Below are 20,552 nucleotides of genomic sequence, written 5' to 3'. Positions count from 1 at the left end.
TTTTGTTCACTTGCCTGGAATGACCAGCGAGGCGAAAAAAAGGGACAGGCTTCAGCCAGTTTTTTCTGCACGCGGCACCAGCGACACCCAAAATCGCGTTCGCGTATGCACTTCGACGGGCAAACTTGCTGCCAGCAGTGACAGCACCTGGTCGGTGTCGTCGAGGCGGAAGCTGCCGGTGATACGCAGCGACTCCAGCGCCGGATCCCAGCGCAAGAGCCCCGAACGATATCGACTCAGCTCGCGGAGGAAATCACCCAAGGGCTGGTTTTGCGCCATCAGCACGCCGTCGCGCCAACCGGGCATCAATCCATCGAAAGCCGTCACCGCCCCGGCGCCTGAGGCTTGCAGGCTGACTTGTTGGCCCTGTTTCAATACAAACGCAGGGCCATGCAGCGGCTGCAACTGCACCGAGCCGCGCAGCACGCAGACCTGGCAGTCGCGTGCATTGAGGCGAACCGAGACGTCGCTGTGTCTGGCGATCATCCGCCCATAAGGCGCGTTGACGATAAAGGCTGAATCGCCCGCGTTGAGGGCCATTTCCCCACGAACCAGTGTCAACTGGCGTGCAGGCAAATCGACGTTCACCGCGCTGTCGGTGTTGAGTTGCAATGAAGAGTCCTGCGCCAACTGCACTGTGCGCCGCTCGCCGGTGCTGGTGTGCATGTCGGCGCGCCAGACCTCCAGCGGCAGTTCGCGGCCGATCAACCATGCCGCCGGCACCAGCGCCGCCACGCCCAAGGCACGCTTGAGAGCCGCGCGTCGCGCCGGATCCGGCCGATCCAGCGTGGCCATGGCCAGCGCCGGCGGCAAACCTGCAAAGCGCTGACGCAATTGTTGAATTTTCTGCCACGCGTTTTCGTGGCGACTGTCGCTGCTGCGCCAATGCTGCAACCGGGCGTGATCTTCATCGCTGGCTCCGCCGGATTCGAGCAATGCCAACCACTGCGCCGCGGCCCGCGCCACTTCCCGCGTTTCATCGCTGGGGGCAACGCGCGTCACAGTTCCACCAGCAAGCAATGCTCGTAAGCCTGGGCCATGTAACGTTTGACGGTGCGTTCAGAAACCTGCAAGCGCTCGGCAATCTCGCGGTAGCCAAGCCCCTCGAGCTGGCTCCACAAAAAAGCCCGACGCACCGCACGCGGCAATCCATCAAGCAGTTCATCCAGCGCCTGCAAGGTTTCCAGCAGCAACCAGCGCTGTTCCGGCGACGGTGCGCACGCTTCCGGTAATTGCGCCAGGGCGTCGAGGTAGGCTTTTTCCAGATGGCGTCGCGTGTAGAAATTGCTCAGCAGCCGTTTGCCGACGGTGAGCAGATACGCGCGCGGCTCGCGCAATTCGGCCAGTGGCGGCGCGTTGCACAAGACGCGCACAAAGGTGTCCTGACTGAGGTCCGCCGCATCCCACGCATTGCCGATGCGCCGACGCAGCCAGGTTTCCAGCCAGCCGCGATGTTCGCGGTACAACTGCTGCAGGCTCTGCTCCGCCGGTGACGTGGCTTCAATCATCTCAAGAGACCCTGCGCGAAGGTAGATTCAAATGAGACTGATTCTATTTAACTTCGCCAAGGACACAAAGCCTTTTTCTGCTCAGCGCTTGAGCGTCTCGCTCGGCAGCTCTTCGAACAGCGCGCGGTAACTGCTGGAAAACCGCCCCAGATGCCAGAACGACCAGCGCATCGCCACTTCGGCAACCGTGGTTTCGCTAGGCCTGCGCTTGAGCAATTCCCGGTGCGCGCTGTTCAGCCGCCTCAGGCGTAACCAGTGACTCGGGGTCATTCCGGTATAGGCCTTGAAAGCCTGTTGCAACTGGCGCAGCGGTACGCCGGCAACGTTGGAGAGTTCGAGCAGATTGACCGTGTCTTCCGGCGAATCAGCCGCCCACTCCCCTACTCGCTGCATGATCTTGCGTTCCTCGTTGCGCCGCTGCAATCCGCCACGATCGAGGCTGGTTTGAGCGTTGTCGAGGAGGAACAGACAGTCCTCGAGCAACTGTTGAGTCAGGCGATCTTTATCAAGAGGATCAATGCCTTGAGACAACTTGGTGAGAATCGAGCTTAACCAGCCGCTGAACAAAGCGTTCTTTCCGCCGTTAAGCGGCGCCATGAACAATCCTTCGAGCTTTGCCACTTGCAAACCGTGCTCGCGAACGAAATCCGGCCCAAAGACCACGGCGATTTCCCGGTAGTTCTCCGGCGTAATCCAGATGTTGCGGCTCTCTTCGTTGAGCAGATACAGCGCGTTATCGCTGCGATCGAAACAGAACGCCAGGGCACCGGATGGCGCACTGAAATTCTGCTCGACCCGAGTGTTCATCTGCTCTTCGTAGACCTCGACACCCTGTAGATCCAGATAGCGAATCTGCCCGGCGAAATGCCCCGGCGACATCTGTTGGTAATGCTGGACCCAGCCCGGTGTGGCGCGGATTTGTTCGGCCACATCGGCGGTATTGAACGCTTGTACCTGAGGCGGATTGCACGTTGTCATGAGGTGACCTTGCGCACTCTTTTGGTGCGCTTTGGTGCTGCTGAAAGTGGATAGATGGAATCGCAAGCCGCGCCCAAGATAGTCGTCAACGCGCCACAGGGGAAGGGGCGGAAGATGAAACCCGCCCTCCCCGGCGTCTACAAAACCAATAACGAGGTCTTTATGAACGCCCCCTTCGATCAGCTGTTCACCTGGCTGAAAGATCACAAGATTACCGAAGTCGAATGCGTGGTCAGCGACCTGACCGGCATCGCCCGCGGCAAGATTGCACCGACCAACAAGTTCCTGCATGAGCGCGGCATGCGCCTGCCGGAGAGCGTGCTGCTGCAAACGGTAACCGGGGATTTTGTCGACGACGATATCTACTACGACCTGCTCGACCCGGCCGACATCGACATGGTCTGCAAGCCGGTTTCTGATGCCGTGTATGTCATTCCGTGGGCCATCGAGCCAACCGCCATCGTCATCCACGACACCTTCGACAAGTTCGGTAACCCGATCGAACTGTCGCCGCGCAACGTGCTGAAGAAAGTCCTGCAGCTTTATACCGACAAGGGCTGGAAGCCGATTGTCGCGCCGGAAATGGAGTTCTACCTGACCCAGCGCTGCGAAGATCCGGACTTGCCGCTCAAGGCCCCGCTGGGCCGCTCGGGCCGCGCTGAAAGTGGCCGGCAATCGTTCTCGATCGATGCTGCCAACGAGTTCGATCCGCTGTTCGAAGACGTCTACGACTGGTGCGAGCTGCAAGGCCTGGACCTCGACACGCTGATCCATGAGGACGGCCCGGCGCAGATGGAAATCAACTTCCGCCATGGCGATGCGCTGGATCTGGCTGACCAGATCACCGTGTTCAAACGCACCCTGCGTGAAGCGGCGCTCAAGCACAACGTCACCGCCACGTTCATGGCCAAGCCGATCGGCGACGAACCCGGCAGCGCCATGCACCTGCACCAGAGCGTGGTCGAGACCGCCACCGGCAAGCCGATCTTTGCTGATGCCAAGGGCAACATGAGCGAGCTGTTCCGTCATCACATCGGTGGCCTGCAGAAGTACATCCCGAAAGTCCTGCCGATGTTCGCGCCGAACGTCAATTCGTTCCGCCGCTTCCTGCCGGACACCTCCGCGCCGGTCAACGTCGAGTGGGGTGAAGAGAATCGCACGGTGGGCCTGCGTGTGCCGACGTCGGGGCCGGAGTCGATGCGCGTGGAGAACCGCTTGCCCGGCGCCGACGCCAATCCTTATCTGGCGATTGCTGCAAGTTTGCTGTGCGGCTACATCGGCATGGTCGAAAAGATCGAGCCGAGCGCAGCGGTAGAAGGCCGGGCCTATGAACGACGCAACCTGCGCCTGCCGATCACCATCGAAGAAGCCCTGACGCAAATGGAAGAGTGCCCGAAAGTCGCCGAGTACCTGGGCAGCAAATTCGTCCGCGGATACGTCGCGGTGAAGCGCGCTGAGCATGAAAATTTCAAGCGCGTGATCAGCTCGTGGGAACGCGAGTTCCTGCTGCTGAGCGTCTGAGCCAAATCTGCACAAATCCTTGTGGGAGCGAGCTTGCTCGCGAAGACTTCAGCCCAGTCACCGTTGATGTCACCTGATGCACCGCATTCGCGAGCAAGCTCGCTCCCACAGAAGAATGTCCAGCGCCTGAGAATCCCAATAAATCCAAGAGGTGTCGATATGCGTCTATTGAAATCCGTACTCCCGGTCGCGCTGAGCGTGCTGTTCAGCGCCACAGCCCACGCCGCCCCCCAGGTCAGCGTCTACAACTGGACCGACTACATCGGCGAAACCACCCTCGCCGATTTCCAGAACAAGACCGGGATCAAGGTGATCTACGACGTCTTTGATTCCAACGAAACCCTCGAAGGCAAACTCCTCGCCGGGCGCACCGGCTATGACGTGGTAGTGCCGTCCAATCATTTTCTCGCTCGGCAGGTAAAGGCCGGCGCGTTCATGAAACTCGACCGCTCGCAGTTACCAAACTGGAACAATTTAGACCCGAAACTGCTTGAACTGCTTGAGAAAAATGATCCAGGCAATGAGCACTCGGTACCGTACCTGTGGGGCACTAACGGCATTGGTTACAACGTCGACAAGATCAAGCAAGTGCTGGGTATCGACCACATTGATTCCTGGGCCGTACTGTTCGAACCTGAGAATTTGAAGAAGCTGAGCCAGTGCGGCGTGTCGATGATGGATTCCGCCGACGAAGTGTTTCCGGCGATTCTCAATTACATGGGCATGGACCCGCGCAGCGAAAATTCCGAGGACTATAAGAAGGCTGAAGCCAAGCTGCTGAGCATCCGCCCGTACATCACCTATTTCCATTCTTCCAAATACGTCTCGGACCTGGCCAATGGCGACATCTGCGTAGCCTTCGGTTATTCCGGCGATGTGTTCCAGGCCGCCAACCGCGCCAAGGAAGCGAAGAACGGCGTCAATATCGCTTACGCCATTCCCAAGGAAGGCGCCAACCTGTGGTTCGATCTGCTGGCGATCCCCGCCGATGCGAGCAACGTCAAAGAGGCCCATGCCTTCATCAATTACCTGCTCGATCCGCAAGTGATCGCCAAGGTCAGCGCCACCGTCGGCTACGCCAACCCGAACCCGGCCGCGAAGCCGTTCATGGATCAGGAACTGGTCAACAACCCTGAGGTTTATCCGCCTCAGGCGGTGCTCGACAAACTCTACATTTCCTCGACGCCGCCCCAGGCGATCATGCGCCTGATGACCCGGTCGTGGAGCAAAGTGAAGTCGAACAAATGAATCAGTACAGCTCACAACACCCCTGTTCGTATTACGCCGCTTCCGCCCGGGCGACTACGCCCTACCCTGTGCTGGACGGCGATTTGCTTGCCGACGTCTGCGTCATCGGCGGTGGCTTCACGGGCGTCAACACGGCGATTGAACTGGCGCAGCGCGGCTTGTCGGTGGTGTTACTCGAAGCGCGGCGGATCGGCTGGGGCGCCAGCGGGCGCAATGGCGGTCAGCTGATTCGCGGCATCGGTCATGAAGTCGAGGGGTTCGCCCGCTACGTAGGCCAGGACGGTGTGCGTTATCTGCAGCGCGCCGGCATCGATTCGGTGGACTTGGTGCGCCAGCGCATCACTGCAAACGCTATCGACTGCGATCTGCGCTGGGGCTTTTGCGAACTGGCCAACACTGCTGCGCAATTCGCTGCGTTCAAGCAGGAACAGGCTAGCCTCGGCGAACTCGGCTACGCCCACGAGACCAGGCTGGTCGGCCCTGAGCAGATCCGTCAGCAAGTGGTCGACGCTGGTGTGTACGCCGGTGGATTGATCGATATGGGCTCGGGCCATTTGCATCCGCTGGATCTGGTGCAAGGCGAAGCACGTCTCGCCGCGTCGCTGGGTGTACGCATTTTCGAGCAGAGTCCGGTGCTGGAAATTCTCCATGGCCCGACCGTAGAGGTGCGCTGCGCCACGGGCTCAGTGCGCGCCGGCAGCCTGGTGCTGGGTTGCAACGCGCATCTGGATGAACTGGAACCGAAACTCAGTGGCAAAGTGTTGCCCGCCGGCAGTTACATCATCGCCACCGAGCCGTTGGACGAAGCGCGCGCCGCGCAGTTGATTCCGCAGAACCTGGCGCTGTGTGACCAGAAGGTCGGGCTGGATTATTACCGACTCTCGGCTGATCGACGTTTGCTGTTCGGCGGCGCTTGTCATTATTCCGGCCGCGACCCGGCGGATATCGCTGCCTATATGCGACCGAAAATGCTCAAGGTCTTTCCGCAACTGGCGGACGTCCGCATCGATTACCAATGGGGCGGCAAGATCGGCATCACCGCCAACCGCTTCCCCCAGGTTGGCCGGCTCAAACAGCATCCGAACGTGTTCTACGCGCAGGGCTACTCGGGTCATGGCCTCAACGTCACGCACTGGTGCGCGAAATTGTTGGGCGAAGCCATTCACGCCGGCCACAGCCAGGGCATGGACGTGTTCAGCGGCGTGCCGCACATGACTTTCCCCGGTGGCCCGGCCTTGCGCTCACCGCTGCTCGCGCTGGGCATGTTCTGGTATCGCTTGCGCGAAATGCTCGGTTAACAGGCGCTTACATATTCCTGAAGTTAAAACGACTGCGGATTTGCTCTATCGCAAGGCACTTCTATATTGATGAGGTGCTTTTGCGTTCCTGACGCTCAGTGCCCGAATAATCGAGGAGGACATGGATGAAGTCGTCAGCCAGCGACGAGCCGCGAGCACCCGGCCAGGCGCCGATCAAGACCCGCCGTTTCGGCATTTCGCTGGTATGGATCGTGCCGATCGTGGCGGTGCTGGTGGGCATTTCGCTGGTCATTCACAACATCCTCCAGGAAGGCCCGACGATCACCGTCACTTTCAAGACCGGCGATGGCCTGACCGCCAACAAGACCGAAGTCAGGTACCGCAACGTGGTCATCGGCCACGTCTCCGAGGTCGAACTGGCCGACGATCATAGAAACGTCAACGCCACGATCAAACTGGCCAAGCAGGCCGAAGCCTTCACCCGCGAGGATTCGCAATTCTGGGTGGTGCGCCCCCGCATCGGCGCCGGCGGTGTTTCGGGCATCGATACGCTGCTGTCGGGCGACTACATCGGCGCCGACATTGGCCAGGCCAACACTCGGGCAAAAACCTTCAAAGGACTGGAGAACCCACCGCCGATCACCTACGGCGAACCGGGCAAGCGCTTTACCCTGCACACCGCTGACCTCGGCTCGCTGGACATCGGCTCCCCGGTCTACTACCGCAAGATTCCGGTTGGCCAAGTGGTGTCCTACGCGCTGGACCCGGACGGCAAAGGCGTCAATATCGAAGTCTTCGTGCATTCACCCAACGATGCCTACGTCACCGAAAACACCCGGTTCTGGAACGCCAGCGGCATCGATATCAATGTCGGCGCCAACGGCTTTGCGGTGAAAACCGAGTCGCTGTCGACTCTGCTGGTCGGCGGCATCGCTTTCCGCGCCCCGGACTACAGCCCCAACGACACGCCGGCCGGCGAAGACAAGAATTTCGAACTGTTCGCCAACCAGACCGCCGCCCTCGCCCCGCCCGACGGCAAGGCGCAGTATCTGGCGCTGCGCTTTGATCAGGCGTTGCGCGGGCTCAAGGTCGATGCGCCAGTGGAGTTCCTTGGCATCGAAATCGGTCGGGTGGTGGCGGTCAACCTCGACTTCGACGAGGTCAAGCGCACCTTTCCGGTGAATGTCGGCATCGTCATCTATCCGCAGCGACTCGGCCGCGCCCACGCGAAAATTCTCAAGACCTACCATGGCGACGAAAACGACGAGGCCACCGGCGCGCGTCTGATCGCCACTTTCGTCGAAAATGGTCTGCGCGCCCAGGCCCGCAACGGCAACCTGCTCACCGGTCAGTTGTATATTTCCCTGGATTTCTACCCCAAAGCGCCGAAAGTCGCATTCGACCCTACCGCGCGGCCAGTCACCATTCCAACAGTCCCGGGCAGCCTCGAACAGTTGCAGGAAAAACTCGAAGCGATGGTCAACAAGATCAACGCGCTGCCGGTCGAGCGCATCGCCAGCAACCTCGACGGCAATCTGGTCGAGCTGCGCAAAAGCCTGAAGCAATTCAACGCCAAGACTCTGCCGGGCGTGCAGAGCACCCTCGCCGATGTCAGCAAGACCTTGCAGTCCGCCAATTCGACTTTGGCCGAGGACTCACCTCAACGCGAGCAGCTGACCGAGACCCTCGACGAGCTCGGGCGCATGTCACGTTCGTTGCGTGAGCTGTCGGATTACCTTGGCCGCCATCCTGAGTCGCTGATTCGCGGACGTCCTGACAACGCCGCGCCGCTGGACCTCAAAGGACCGCCACGCAATTGAGCACAGGAGCTGCATCCATGGCTTTACCGTTGAAGATCACCCTGCTCGCTGCGTTCGTCTTGCTGACCGCGTGCCGCAGCGACCCGATCAGCTTTCACACGCTGACCCCGGCGCAACCGGGCGTCAGTCGCAACGGCGCCGACATTGCCATCGAAAGCATCAGTGTGCCGCCGCAGGTCGATCGCGCGCAGATTGTCATCCGCCAAGGCAACAGCGGCGTCGCTATCCTGGATACCGATTGGTGGAGCGCCACCCTTGCCGATGAGTTACGCGGTGCGCTGGCCGATCAATTGAGCAGTGGCGTCGGCCAGCAACGAGCTTCCGTGCGCGTCGACGTGCAGCGCTTCGATTCGATTCCTGGTCAGTACGCCCTGATCGACGTGAAATGGCGAGTGCGTCCGCTCGGCGCGACGGATGCAGCGCTGCTGACCTGTCGTTCGGTCTTGCAGACGTCTTCAGGGCCGAGCATCGAAGAACTGGTGACCGCGCAACAGAACAACGTCAAACGCCTCGCTGGGCAAATCACTCAGGCGGCTACCGGCTCGCGCTGCCCGCCGCAAAACTGACTCGGCTTACAAATCGAAGCGATCCACCGCCCGCCGCCGCTCGTTGTCATCGCGCACGTCGTAGTTGGCGGTCGTCTGGATATTGCTGTGATGGGCGAGTTTCTGTGCGATCGACAGGTCGTGCTCCTCGATCACCCGGGTAATGAACGAGCGCCGGAAATCGTGGGGCATGATCTTCACCCCGACCTGCGTACCGCGTTGGCGAGCAATGTAGTAAATCGCGTGTTTGGTGATGCGCTCGCGGGTGATGTGGCTGCCCCGGCGAATGCGGTTGAACAGAAACGCATCGTCGCTCTCGCCTTCCTTGAGCTGTGAACGCCGCAGTTCCAGCCAGGCGTCGAGTTTGGCAAACGCCCAGGCCGGTGCGTATTTGATCAGCTGTTTGTTGCCCTTGCCGGTCACGGTCAGGCTGCGTTCGTGGAAGTCGACCTGACTCAGATCCAGATCCACCGATTCCGACTTGCGCATGCCGGTGCCGTACAGCAACGCAATCACCGCCGCATCACGCAGGCCCTGCGGGCGCGGGTCGGCAGCGCAGACTTCCATCAGTTCGTGTATCAACGTGCGCTTGAGATTGCGGCCCTGGGACAACCGTGTGCCGGCAATGCCTTTGACCGAACGCATCTTCAGCAGGTGATCCTGGCTGATCAGACTCATGCGCCAGGCTTCGTTCATCACCCCGCGCACGGCGTTCACGTATAGCGACGAAGTGTTCGGCGCGTAACCGTCGGCACGCAACGCGGCGACCAGCGCCACCACGTCTTCCGGTTGCAAACCGTGCCACGGGATTTCTTCGATATCGACGTCCTCGAAACCGAGGCGGTCGGCGGCGTCTTGCAGCACGTAACGCATGGTCAACTGGCTGGAAGGCGCCAGTCGTGCCAGGTAAACGGTCAGCGGATTGTGGCTGGACGGTGCGGGTTGGTTACTCGACAAATCACTCAAACGAAACGGCCTTGAAATAAAAAACGATTCAACAAAAACAATAAATGCATGAAATGAAACGCAAAAAACGGCATGACTCAATGACAGGGGTTGCCGCGAAAGGCCGACAACCTGCCGTTCGATGCCATAAAAGTCAATCGGGCATTCCCCGAACGGTCCATTTGCTGGCTCATCCACACGGTAGGCGAACTGAAACATCGCGCTCTTATCTTCAAAGCACGGAACTGCAGGCAGGAGTACGGCATGAAGATCACGGTGTTTGGCAGCGGTTATGTCGGCCTGGTGCAAGCGGCGGTGCTGGCCGAGGTGGGTCACGAGGTCGTTTGCATGGATGTCGACGCGCAGAAAATCGAGCAGCTTCGCGAGGGGCACGTCAGTATTTTCGAGCCGGGCCTGGCCAACCTGGTGCGTGAAGGGCTGGATTCCAATCGCCTGCAATTTACCACCGATGAACGACGCGCCGTGTTGCATGGGCGGGTGGCGTTTATCGCGGTGGGCACGCCATCACGCGAGGACGGTTCGGCGGACCTGCGCTATGTGCTGTCGGTCGGCGACGCGATTGCCCGGCATCGTGAGCAGCCGTTGATCGTGGTGGAGAAATCCACGGTGCCGGTGGGCACGGGCGATGCCTTGCGCAGTCACATCGAGAAGGCGCTGATCAAGGTCGGCCGCTTGCTGCAGTTCGATATCGTCTCCAACCCGGAATTTCTCAAGGAAGGCTCTGCCGTCGCCGATTGCCGGCGACCGGATCGCATCGTCATCGGCTGCGAAGGCGCTGAGGTGCGTGACGTGATGCGCGATCTGTACGCGCCGTTCAATCGCAACCATGACCGCATCCTGTTCATGGATCTGCGCAGCGCCGAGCTGACCAAATACGCCGCCAATTGCATGCTGGCGACCAAGATCAGCTTCATCAACCAGATCGCCGAACTCGCCGAGCATTTGGGCGCGGACATTGAAGCGGTGCGCCAGGGCATCGGGGCCGATACGCGGATCGGCTATCACTTCATTTATCCGGGTTGCGGGTACGGCGGATCGTGTTTTCCCAAGGACATGCGCGCGCTGATTCACAGTGCCGAGCAGGCGCACTGCTCCAGTGATCTGCTGCAAGCGGTCGAGGCGATCAACCAGCGCCAGAAGCACAAGCTGTTCGAGCGGATCAACGCGTTCTACCGCGGCGATTTGCGCGGCAGGACCTTTGCTTTGTGGGGCCTGGCGTTCAAGCCCAACACCGACGACATGCGTGACGCGCCGAGTCGGGTGCTGCTCGAAGATTTGTGGGCTGCCGGTGCCAGCGTGCGTGCGTTCGATCCGGAAGCCATGCTGGAAACCCAGAACCTTTATCCCAACGAGTCAAAACTGATGTTGATGGGTACGCCGGAATCAGTACTGGCCGGCGCCGATGCGTTGATCATCTGCACCGAATGGCAACAGTTCAAGGCCCCGGATTTCGAGCTGATCAAACAGCGTCTGCACAGCCCGGTGATTTTCGATGGCCGAAATCTGTACGACGCCGAACGCCTGGCGCGCAATGGCTTTCAGTACTTCCCGATGGGGCGCGGCGAATCGTGCAGGTTGCCGATCACATTGCAACAGTGGCCGGCGGCTTCGGATGTGGCTTGATCTGGCCCTGTGGGAGTCATTACAAATTGTGGGCTACACAGACCCTGTGGGAGCGAGCCTGCTCGCGAATACGGTATGTCAGCAACATCGGAGGTGACTGATCCTCCGCCTTCGCGAGCAGGCTCACTCCTACAAGGGGGCGATGGTGGATCAGCTTTTTCGCCCCAGGCTTTCCGAATAAGGACATTCCCCTTCCGTGAGCATTTACTCGCCCTTTATCCGCCGGTTGATGATCAGCTCGCTGACCGTGGTGATCAGTCGTGCCCTGGTCAGTCCGCTACTCACGCTGTTCCTCAGCAACAAGCTCGGGCTCAATCCGCAGGATGTCGGCCTGCTGCTGGGCATCGCCGTTTTCAGCGCCACATTGCTGTCGCTCTATGGCGGCTACATCATCGACAAGCTGGACAAGCGCCAGTTGTTGATCCTGAGCATGCTTTCCAGCGGTATCGGCCTGATCCTGCTGACCTTCGCGCAGAATCTGTATCTGGTCACCGTGGTGCTGATCATCAGCGAAACCGCGTCGGCGCTGTTTCTGATCGGCTCCAAGGCGATCCTCAGCGAACACTTGCCGGTGGGCCAGCGGGTCAAGGCATTTTCCCTCAACTACACGCTAACCAACATCGGCTACGCCGTCGGCCCGATGCTCGGCGTGGTCATTGCCGGGGTGCAGCCGTCCGCGCCTTTCATCGTTGCCGGGGCGATTGCCATTGGCAGTATCTTTCTGCTGCTCGGCGCGGCCAAAGATGCCCATCCTGTATCGGCCGGCAGCGCGCCGCAGAGTTTTCTCAACACCCTGGTGATCCTGAAAAACGACCGCACCATGGTGCTGTTCACCCTCGGCTGCCTGCTCAGCACATTGGTGCACGGGCGTTTTACCCTGTACCTGTCGCAATACCTGCTGGTCACCCATAACCAGCAACAAATGCTCGACACCATGGCCGCCCTGCTCGCCTGCAATGCAATCACGGTGATCCTGCTGCAATATCAGGTCGGTCGCTGGCTCAGCCGAGAACACCTGCGGCACTGGATTGCCGGGGGCACCGCGCTGTTCATCGTCGGATTGATCGGTTTCAGCCTGGCCGACAGCCTGCTCGGCTGGTGTGTGGCAATGTTCATCTTCACCTTGGGCGAGATGATCATTTACCCGGCCGACTTCCTGTTCGTCGACACCCTCGCGCCGGAGGCGCTGCGCGGCAGCTACTACGGCGCGCAGAACCTCGCCGCCCTTGGTGGCGGCGCGAGCCCGGTGATTTGCGGGTTTCTGCTGATGCACACGCCTGCGCCGAGCATGTTCTATGCTTTGAGCGGATTGGCAGCGCTGGGCGGTTATCTGTGCTTCGTCAGCGCACGCCGTACCGCTTCAATGCAAAAATAGTGCACTAAAACTGCATTTATATGAATTTGTCAGCATCGAGTTTGATCGGCAAACTACGCGCGTTCCTCCCCCAATGTTGGAACGCTTCGAGGGCTTTCCGGATATGCCGGACAAGTCCTTTTTTTTGCCCCGGATTTTGCAAAGGATCAGTTCTACATGCTCGCTCGCTGGTTGCCCGCCGCCATCAATACCCGTCCCACTGAATGGAGCCGTGCCGCGATCGGCATGAGCCTGGGCACGCTGTTCAGCGTGTGGATGTGTGCGCAGGTGTTCGGGCATGACGTCGCGTTTCATCTGATCGGCCCGCTCGGCGCTTCGGCGGTGTTGCTGTTCGCGGTGTCCTCCGGCGCCCTCGCCCAGCCGTGGTCGATTCTCGGCGGCTATTTGTGTGCCGGGGTCGTCGCCCTGCTGGTCGCCCACGTGCTCGGTCGAACACTGGGCAGCGCCTGCCTCGCCGCCGGCATGGCGGTAATCCTGATGTGCTGGCTGCGTTGCCTGCATCCACCGGCCGGCGCCCTGGCGTTGACGCTGGTGCTGGCTGACCCTGCGACCATCGCCATGGACTGGAAAGCCATGGAGCCGGTGATGCTCGGTGCCGTGTGCATGCTCGCCAGCGCCTTGGCCTACAACAACCTGACCCGCATCCGCTATCCGAAACGCCCCGCCGACCCGGCACCGCCAGTGGTCCCGGTCGACAGCCAGGCGATCACCGCCGAAGACCTGAAACGGGCGCTGGCCGACATGGAGGCTTTCATCGACGTCACCCCCGAAGACCTCGAACGCCTGATCCATGCCAGCGAACTGCACGCCAAACGCCGCAGCATCAGCGAAACCTTCAGATAACCGCGCAATTTCGAGGCATGTAAAAACGCAGATTCCCCCTGCACATATCCCCGTTGTACACGACAAATTTGCACTGTTACGATCCGCTAACGCCCGCGCGCGGGCTTTTCGAATAAAGACAATAAAAGCAGGGAGTTACTGATGACAGCTCAGGCTTCATCCCGGCGGACCCCGTCCATGGATGCCATGCAAAACGATGTGCTGGCCGAGGTGCGCAACCACATCGGCCACCTGACCCTCAACCGCCCTGCGGGCCTCAATGCAATCACCCTCGACATGGTGCGTCTGCTGCAACGGCAGCTCGATGCCTGGGCGTCTGACGCCGATGTTCAGGCCGTGGTATTGCGCGGCGCCGGTGAAAAGGCTTTCTGCGCCGGCGGTGATATCCGTTCGCTGTACGACAGCTACAAAAGCGGCGACACGCTGCACGAAGACTTCTTCGTCGAGGAATACGCCCTCGACCTGACGATTCATCACTACCGCAAACCGGTGCTGGCCTTGATGGACGGTTTTGTCCTCGGCGGCGGCATGGGTCTGGTGCAAGGCGCCGATCTGCGCGTGGTCACCGAGAAGAGCCGCCTGGCAATGCCGGAAGTGGCCATCGGTTATTTTCCTGACGTCGGCGGCAGTTACTTCCTGCCGCGCATTCCCGGTGAGCTGGGGATTTATCTGGGCGTCAGTGGCGTGCAGATTCGCGCTGCCGATGCGTTGTATTGCGGCCTCGCCGACTGGTATCTGGATAGCCGCAAACTGGCGCTGCTCGATGAGAAACTCGACCAGATGGAGTGGCAGGACACGCCACTCAAGTCGCTGCAGAACCTGCTGGCCAGGCACGCCGTGCAAACCCTGCCGGATGCGCCGCTCGAGGCTCTGCGCCCGGCCATTGATCACTTCTTTGCCTTGCCTGACGTGCCGAGCATGATCGAACAATTGCGCGCCGTCACCGTCGCCGACAGCCACGAATGGGCAATCACCACAGCGGAGCTGCTGGAAACCCGTTCGCCGCTGGCCATGGCCGTGACTCTGGAGATGCTCCGTCGTGGCAGGCACCTGAGTCTGGAGCACTGCTTTGCTCTGGAACTGCATCTGGATCGTCAGTGGTTTGCCCGTGGCGACCTGATCGAAGGCGTGCGCGCCCTGCTGATCGACAAGGACAAGTCACCGCGCTGGAACCCGCCGAGCGTGGCAGAGCTGGACGCTGCACACGTCGCGAGTTTCTTCCATGGTTTTGATGAGAGCGGGAGCTGAGCCATGCACGATCTCGAACTGACTGAAGAACAAGTGATGATCCGCGACATGGCCCGGGATTTTGCCCGCGGCGAAATCGCCCCCCACGCCCAGGCCTGGGAAAAGGCCGGCTGGATCGACGACGCCCTGGTGGCGAAGATGGGTGAGCTGGGCTTGCTCGGCATGGTCGTACCTGAGGAATGGGGCGGCACCTACGTCGATTACGTCGCCTATGCGCTGGCCGTTGAGGAAATCTCTGCCGGTGATGGCGCGACCGGCGCGTTCATGAGCATTCACAACTCCGTGGGCTGTGGCCCGGTGCTCAATTACGGCAGCGATGAACAGAAGCAAACCTGGCTGGCGGCGCTGGCCAGTGGGCAAACCATCGGTTGTTTCTGCCTGACCGAACCCCAGGCCGGCTCCGAAGCGCACAACCTGCGCACCCGCGCCGAGCTGCGCGACGGCCAATGGGTAATCAACGGCGCCAAGCAATTTGTCAGCAATGGCAAGCGGGCGAAACTGGCGATCGTCTTTGCAGTGACCGACCCGGATCTCGGCAAAAAAGGCCTTTCGGCGTTTCTGGTGCCGACCGATACGCCGGGTTTCATCGTTGATCGTACCGAACACAAAATGGGCATCCGTGCTTCCGATACCTGCGCGGTGACGCTGAACAACTGCAGCATCCCCGAGGCCAACCTGCTCGGCGAGCGCGGCAAAGGCCTGGCGATTGCCCTGTCCAACCTTGAAGGCGGACGCATTGGTATCGCGGCACAGGCATTGGGCATTGCCCGGGCGGCGTTTGAAGCGGCGCTGGCCTATTCGAAGGATCGCGTGCAATTCGACAAGCCGATCATCGAACACCAGAGCATCGCCAATCTGCTGGCCGACATGCACATGCAGATCAACGCCGCGCGGTTGCTGATCCTGCATGCGGCGCGGCTGCGCACGGCGGGTAAACCGTGTTTGTCCGAGGCCTCCCAGGCCAAGCTGTTCGCTTCGGAAATGGCCGAGAAGGTGTGTTCTTCGGCGATTCAGATTCATGGCGGGTACGGCTATCTGGAGGATTACCCGGTCGAGAAGTATTACCGCGATGCGCGGATTACCCAGATTTATGAAGGGTCGAGCGAGATACAGCGGATGGTGATTGCGCGGGATCTGAAGAACTACCAGTTGTAATGGTGTCGTCCCCCTTCCCCTCACCCCAGCCCTCTCCCCAGGGAGAGGGAGCAGACCGAGTCGGTTACGGATTCAGCGACAACCTCTCAGGTCGGCGTAATTCGCCAATATCGCGCGGTCAGTCCCCTCTCCCTCCGGGAGAGGGCTAGGGTGAGGGGCTTTTGAAGGTTTCACACATTATTCATGCCCCGAACGCCGAATCGCCCTCACCCCCAACGCCGCCAGATCACTTTCCCCCTCACCCAACGCCACCGCATCCAGCAAGTTGTCGCGCAACACACTGGCCACCGGCAACGGCACATGATTCGGCTCGCCGGCCTTCAGCGCCAGGCCAACATCCTTCAAACCCAGACGCAAGGTAAACCCAGCCCCCTCAGTCTCCCGCTCGGCAATCTTCGGCCCGTAGACCTTATAGGCCGGTGCCGCGAACAGCGTGTTGGTAATGAATTCGACAAAATCGCGATTGCCCACCCCATAACTCTGAGTCAACGCCATTGCTTCACCGGTGGCTTCAATGGCGCTGATCAGCATCATGTTGGTCGCGATCTTGAGGATGGCGGCGTTTATCGGATCTTCACCCATCGGCCAGGTTTTCTGCCCCATTACATCCAGCAGCGGCTGAACCCGGGCAAGCGCGCTGGCCGGGCCGCCGACGGCGATGTTGAGCTTGCCGGCCTCGGCGAGATCGTTGCGTCCGAAGACCGGGGCGGCAATCAGTTGGGCGCCGACGCTGTCATGCAGCGCTGCCAGTTCCTTGATGAACTCGACCGACAGCGTGGCCATGCTCAGGTGAATCAGCCCCGGTTTGCTTGAGGCCAAGGCACCGCTGTCGATCAGCACGGAGCGCGTCACCGCGTCGTCGGCGAGCATGCTGATCACCACGTCGGCATCGAAGGCTTCAGCAGGATCGCCAGCGACTGTTGCGCCCTGCCTGACCAGTTGTTCAATGGCAGGCTGGCTGCGGTTCCACACCCGCACTTCATGCCCGGCCTTGAGCAGATTGGCGGCCATGCCCTTGCCCATGGAACCCAGCCCGATAAATCCGATACGCATGTTGACCTCCGCTCTTGATGTGCAAGAAGGTCAACAGACTAGCGCTAGTGAGTGGGCCTTTAAAAGCTTCGCGAGCAGGCTCGCTCCCACAGGAGTCTCCATAGTCCAATGTGGGAGCGAGCCTGCTCGCGAATGCGTCAGCCGGAACGCTGCATCATTTACCCTGAAACACCGCCTCGCGCTTACCGACAAACGCCGCCATCCCTTCCTTCTGATCCTGCGTCGCAAACGCCGCATGGAACACCCGGCGCTCAAAACGCACGCCCTCCGTCAGGTTGACCTCGAACGCGCGGTTGACGCTTTCCTTGATCATCATCGCAATCGGCAGCGACTTGCCGGCGATCACTGTTGCGACTTTCAGCGCCTCATCAAGCAACTCGTCGCTCGGCACGATCCGCGCGACGATGCCGCAGCGCTCCGCTTCCACCGCGTCGATCATGCGCCCGCTCAGGCACATTTCCATGGCCTTGGCCTTGCCCACCGCGCGGGTCAGGCGCTGGGTGCCGCCCATGCCCGGCAGCACGCCAAGGTTGATCTCCGGCTGGCCGAATCTGGCATTGTCGCCAGCCAGAATGAAGTCGCACATCAGCGCCAGTTCACAGCCGCCGCCAAGGGCGAAACCGTTGACAGCGGCGATGATCGGCTTGCGGCGGTTGGCCACGCGATCGCTGTCGCTGAACAGATCGTCCATGTAGATCTGCGGATAGGTCAACTCGGCCATTTCCTTGATGTCGGCGCCGGCGGCAAAGGCTTTTTTCGAGCCGGTGAGGACGATGCAACCAATGTGTGCGTCGGCTTCCAGCGCATCGAGGGCGTGGTTCACTTCGCTGACCAGTTGCGCGTTCAGCGCGTTCAGCGCCTGCGGCCGGTTGAGGGTGATCAGGCCGACGCGGTCGCGGGTTTCCAGCAGAATCGTTTCGTAAGTCATGAATAAAATTCCTTGTCAGAGATTGCGCGAAATGACCATGCGCTGAATGTCGCTGGTGCCTTCGTAGATCTGGCAGACGCGCACGTCGCGGTAGATGCGTTCCAGCGGAAAGTCGTTGAGGTAACCGTAACCGCCAAGGGTTTGCAAGGCCATGGAGCAGACCTTTTCAGCCATTTCCGAGGCGAACAGCTTGGCCATCGACGCCTCGACCAGCGCCGGTTGGCCGCTGTCACGCAAGGCCGCGGCGTAATGCACCATTTGCCGGGCGACGGCAATTTGCGTGGCCATGTCCGCCAGGCGAAACGCCACGGCCTGATGCTCGATGATCGGCTTGCCGAAGGTGTCACGCTCGCGGGCATAGTCGCGGGCAGCTTCGAACGCAGCGCGGGCCATGCCGACGGCTTGCGAGGCGATACCGACGCGGCCGCCTTCGAGGTTGGCCAGGGCGATCTTGTAGCCCTCGCCCTCCTCGCCGAGGCGGTTGGCGACCGGCACTTGCACATCTTCGAAAAGGATCTGGCAGGTGTCGGAGGCGTGTTGGCCGAGCTTGTCTTCCACCCGCGCAACCTTGTAGCCCGGCGAGTCGGTCGGCACGATAAACGCGCTGATCCCGCGTTTGCCGGCGCTCGGGTCGGTCACGGCAAACACGATCACGACGCCGGCGTTCTGTCCGGAGGTGATGAACTGTTTGCAGCCGTTGAGTACGTAGTGATCGCCTTCCAGCCGCGCGCGGGTCTTCAGGCTGCTGGCGTCGGAACCGGCCTGCGGTTCGGTCAATGCAAAGGCACCGAGCATGGCGCCGCTGGCCAGCGGTTTGAGGAAACGCTCGCGCTGGTCGTCATTGCCGAACTTGAGAATCGGCACGCAGCCGACCGAGTTGTGCACGCTCATGATCGTCGAGCAGGCACCGTCGCCGGCGGCGATTTCTTCCAGGGCCATGGCGTAGGCCAGATAGCCGGTGTCACAACCGCCCCACTGCTCCGGCACGAGCATGCCGAAAAAGCCCAGTTCGGCCATCTCGGCGATGGCTTCCTTGGGGAAACGGTGCTCGCGATCCCACTCGGCAGCGAACGGCTTGAGCCGCTCCTCGGCAAACTGCCGGGCCATGTCGCGGATCTGATGTTGGTCTTCGTTGGGGATCATGGTGATTCCTTGAGTGTAGGAGCTGTCGAGTGCAACGAGGCTGCGATCTTTTGATCTTGATCTTGATCTTGAAATTGAAAAAACAAGATCAAGAGATCGCAGCCTCGTTGCACTCGTCGGCTCCTACAGGGATGTGGGTGGGTCAGTAAACGCATTCCACAGCCATGGCCGTGGCTTCGCCGCCGCCAATGCAGATCGCTGCAATGCCGCGCTTGAGCTGTTTCTGCCGCAGCGCCGCGAGCAACGTCACCAGAATCCTCGCTCCCGACGCACCGATCGGATGGCCCAGCGCGCAGGCGCCGCCGTGCACATTGAGCTTGTCGTGGGGAATCTCCAAGTGCGTCATTGCCGCCATGCCGACCACGGCAAACGCCTCGTTCACTTCAAACAGATCCACCTGATCCAGCGCCCAACCGGTCTTGTTCACCAGTTTCTTGATTGCGCCAATCGGTGCGGTGGGGAACAGGCCCGGGGTGTCAGCGAATGCAGCGTGGCCGTGAATCACCGCCAGCGGTTTGAGGCCCAGTTGCTGCGCGTGGGATTGGCGCATCAGCACCAGCGCAGCCGCGCCGTCGGAAATCGAGCTGGAGTTGGCTGCGGTGACCGTGCCGCCCTCGCGGAACGCCGGTTTCAGCGAGGCAACCTTGTCGAGTTTGGCTTTTGGCGGCTGCTCATCGTTGCTGATCACCACCTGCTCTTTGCCGACGGTCACCGTCAGCGGAACGATTTCGTCGGTGAAGCTGCCATCCTTGATCGCCTGTTGCGCGCGGGTAGTCGAGGCAATGGCGAAAGCGTCCTGCGCCTCGCGGCTGAAGCCGTTGGCCTCGGCGCAATCCTCGGCGAAGGTGCCCATCAGGCGGCCCTTGTCGTAGGCGTCTTCGAGGCCGTCGAGGAACATCGAATCGAGCACGCGGCCATGGCCCATGCGATAACCGGCGCGGGCACGATCGAGCAGGTATGGCGAGTTGGACATGCTTTCCATGCCGCCGGCAATCACCACGTCGGCACTGCCGGCAAGCAGCATGTCGTGAGCCATGATGGTGGTCTGCATGCCCGAGCCGCACATCTTGTTCACCGTGGTGCAGCGCGTCGATTTATCCAGCCCGGCGCCCAGCGCAGCCTGGCGTGCCGGCGCCTGGCCGAGGCCGGCCGGCAGTACGCAGCCGAACAGCACTTCATCGACCGAGTCGCTGGCGACGCCGGCGCGTTCGACCGCAGCCTTGATCGCCGCCGCGCCGAGCTGCGGTGCGGTGAGGCTTTTCAGTTCGCCCTGAAAACCGCCCATGGGGGTGCGGACGGCGCTGACGATAACAATCGGATCGTTGGACATAGTCATGAC

At 60.8% G+C, this 20,552-nt stretch carries 18 protein-coding genes; 10 read left to right on the top strand and 8 right to left on the bottom strand.

Annotation, left to right across the window (positions count from 1 at the left end; translation table 11 throughout):
• Positions 1–51: 51 nt before the first annotated feature.
• The 3 genes from J2Y90_RS19100 to J2Y90_RS19090 form a co-directional block, all read right to left on the bottom strand.
• A complete protein-coding gene (locus J2Y90_RS19100; protein WP_253501830.1) occupies positions 52–1,002 on the bottom strand; it encodes a DUF4880 domain-containing protein in 951 nt (316 codons plus the stop codon).
• Positions 999–1,508 carry a sigma-70 family RNA polymerase sigma factor gene (locus tag J2Y90_RS19095; RefSeq protein WP_253501827.1) on the bottom strand — a complete coding sequence of 170 codons (510 nt, stop codon included), beginning with the start codon at positions 1,506–1,508 and terminating at the stop codon, positions 999–1,001. Before J2Y90_RS19095 ends, J2Y90_RS19100 begins: the two co-directional genes overlap by 4 nt.
• A gap of 81 nt (positions 1,509–1,589) precedes the next feature.
• The gene (locus J2Y90_RS19090; protein WP_253501824.1) at positions 1,590–2,486 is read right to left on the bottom strand and encodes a helix-turn-helix domain-containing protein; all 897 of its coding nucleotides are present in this window, start codon (positions 2,484–2,486) and stop codon (positions 1,590–1,592) included.
• 162 nt (positions 2,487–2,648) lie between these two features.
• Between J2Y90_RS19090 and J2Y90_RS19085 the strand changes: the two genes are divergently transcribed.
• The 5 genes from J2Y90_RS19085 (at position 2,649) to J2Y90_RS19065 (ending at position 8,900) form a co-directional block, all read left to right on the top strand.
• Complete coding sequence (locus J2Y90_RS19085) at positions 2,649–4,007, top strand: glutamine synthetase family protein (RefSeq protein WP_253501821.1); 1,359 nt, start codon at positions 2,649–2,651, stop codon at positions 4,005–4,007.
• A 159-nt stretch (positions 4,008–4,166) separates the two neighbouring features.
• The gene (locus J2Y90_RS19080) at positions 4,167–5,255 is read left to right on the top strand and encodes a polyamine ABC transporter substrate-binding protein (RefSeq protein WP_253501818.1); all 1,089 of its coding nucleotides are present in this window, start codon (positions 4,167–4,169) and stop codon (positions 5,253–5,255) included.
• On the top strand, positions 5,252–6,553 hold the full coding sequence (locus J2Y90_RS19075) for an NAD(P)/FAD-dependent oxidoreductase (RefSeq protein ID WP_253501816.1): 1,302 nt from the start codon (positions 5,252–5,254) through the stop codon (positions 6,551–6,553). Before J2Y90_RS19080 ends, J2Y90_RS19075 begins: the two co-directional genes overlap by 4 nt.
• Positions 6,554–6,678: 125 nt before the next feature.
• Positions 6,679–8,334 (top strand): intermembrane transport protein PqiB, encoded by a 1,656-nt coding sequence (locus tag J2Y90_RS19070; RefSeq protein WP_253501814.1) that lies wholly within the window; start codon positions 6,679–6,681, stop codon positions 8,332–8,334.
• Positions 8,335–8,351: 17 nt separating this feature from the next.
• Complete coding sequence (locus tag J2Y90_RS19065) at positions 8,352–8,900, top strand: PqiC family protein (protein WP_253501811.1); 549 nt, start codon at positions 8,352–8,354, stop codon at positions 8,898–8,900.
• A 6-nt stretch (positions 8,901–8,906) separates the two neighbouring features.
• Here J2Y90_RS19065 and J2Y90_RS19060 read toward each other — a convergent pair whose 3' ends face one another.
• Positions 8,907–9,845 carry a site-specific integrase gene (locus J2Y90_RS19060; protein ID WP_367399439.1) on the bottom strand — a complete coding sequence of 313 codons (939 nt, stop codon included), beginning with the start codon at positions 9,843–9,845 and terminating at the stop codon, positions 8,907–8,909.
• 243 nt (positions 9,846–10,088) lie between these two features.
• Between J2Y90_RS19060 and J2Y90_RS19055 the strand changes: the two genes are divergently transcribed.
• The 5 genes from J2Y90_RS19055 (at position 10,089) to J2Y90_RS19035 (ending at position 16,089) form a co-directional block, all read left to right on the top strand.
• Positions 10,089–11,468, top strand: a complete 1,380-nt coding sequence (locus tag J2Y90_RS19055) for a UDP-glucose dehydrogenase family protein (protein ID WP_253501809.1) — start codon at positions 10,089–10,091, stop codon at positions 11,466–11,468.
• A 229-nt stretch (positions 11,469–11,697) separates the two neighbouring features.
• Positions 11,698–12,843 (top strand): MFS transporter, encoded by a 1,146-nt coding sequence (locus tag J2Y90_RS19050; protein ID WP_301291831.1) that lies wholly within the window; start codon positions 11,698–11,700, stop codon positions 12,841–12,843.
• A 156-nt stretch (positions 12,844–12,999) separates the two neighbouring features.
• Positions 13,000–13,686, top strand: a complete 687-nt coding sequence (locus J2Y90_RS19045) for an HPP family protein (protein WP_253501804.1) — start codon at positions 13,000–13,002, stop codon at positions 13,684–13,686.
• Positions 13,687–13,827: 141 nt separating this feature from the next.
• A complete protein-coding gene (locus tag J2Y90_RS19040) occupies positions 13,828–14,934 on the top strand; it encodes an enoyl-CoA hydratase/isomerase family protein (RefSeq protein ID WP_253501801.1) in 1,107 nt (368 codons plus the stop codon).
• Between the two features lie 3 nt (positions 14,935–14,937).
• Positions 14,938–16,089: an acyl-CoA dehydrogenase family protein gene (locus tag J2Y90_RS19035; protein WP_253501797.1), complete on the top strand. Its 1,152-nt coding sequence runs from the start codon at positions 14,938–14,940 to the stop codon at positions 16,087–16,089.
• Positions 16,090–16,266: 177 nt separating this feature from the next.
• Here the strand turns inward: J2Y90_RS19035 and J2Y90_RS19030 are convergent, their stop codons facing one another.
• The 4 genes from J2Y90_RS19030 to J2Y90_RS19015 form a co-directional block, all read right to left on the bottom strand.
• The gene (locus J2Y90_RS19030) at positions 16,267–17,142 is read right to left on the bottom strand and encodes an NAD(P)-dependent oxidoreductase (protein ID WP_253501794.1); all 876 of its coding nucleotides are present in this window, start codon (positions 17,140–17,142) and stop codon (positions 16,267–16,269) included.
• 154 nt (positions 17,143–17,296) lie between these two features.
• Positions 17,297–18,070, bottom strand: a complete 774-nt coding sequence (locus J2Y90_RS19025) for an enoyl-CoA hydratase (RefSeq protein ID WP_253501791.1) — start codon at positions 18,068–18,070, stop codon at positions 17,297–17,299.
• A gap of 15 nt (positions 18,071–18,085) precedes the next feature.
• Complete coding sequence (locus J2Y90_RS19020) at positions 18,086–19,213, bottom strand: acyl-CoA dehydrogenase (RefSeq protein WP_253501788.1); 1,128 nt, start codon at positions 19,211–19,213, stop codon at positions 18,086–18,088.
• Between the two features lie 142 nt (positions 19,214–19,355).
• Positions 19,356–20,549 carry an acetyl-CoA C-acyltransferase gene (locus tag J2Y90_RS19015; protein WP_253501785.1) on the bottom strand — a complete coding sequence of 398 codons (1,194 nt, stop codon included), beginning with the start codon at positions 20,547–20,549 and terminating at the stop codon, positions 19,356–19,358.
• Positions 20,550–20,552: the final 3 nt, after the last annotated feature.

Source organism: Pseudomonas koreensis (genome assembly GCF_024169245.1).
Taxonomy (GTDB): domain Bacteria; phylum Pseudomonadota; class Gammaproteobacteria; order Pseudomonadales; family Pseudomonadaceae; genus Aquipseudomonas; species Aquipseudomonas koreensis_F.
Note: the sequence above shows the minus strand (reverse complement) of the source record. Positions and strands in the feature narration are given on the sequence as shown.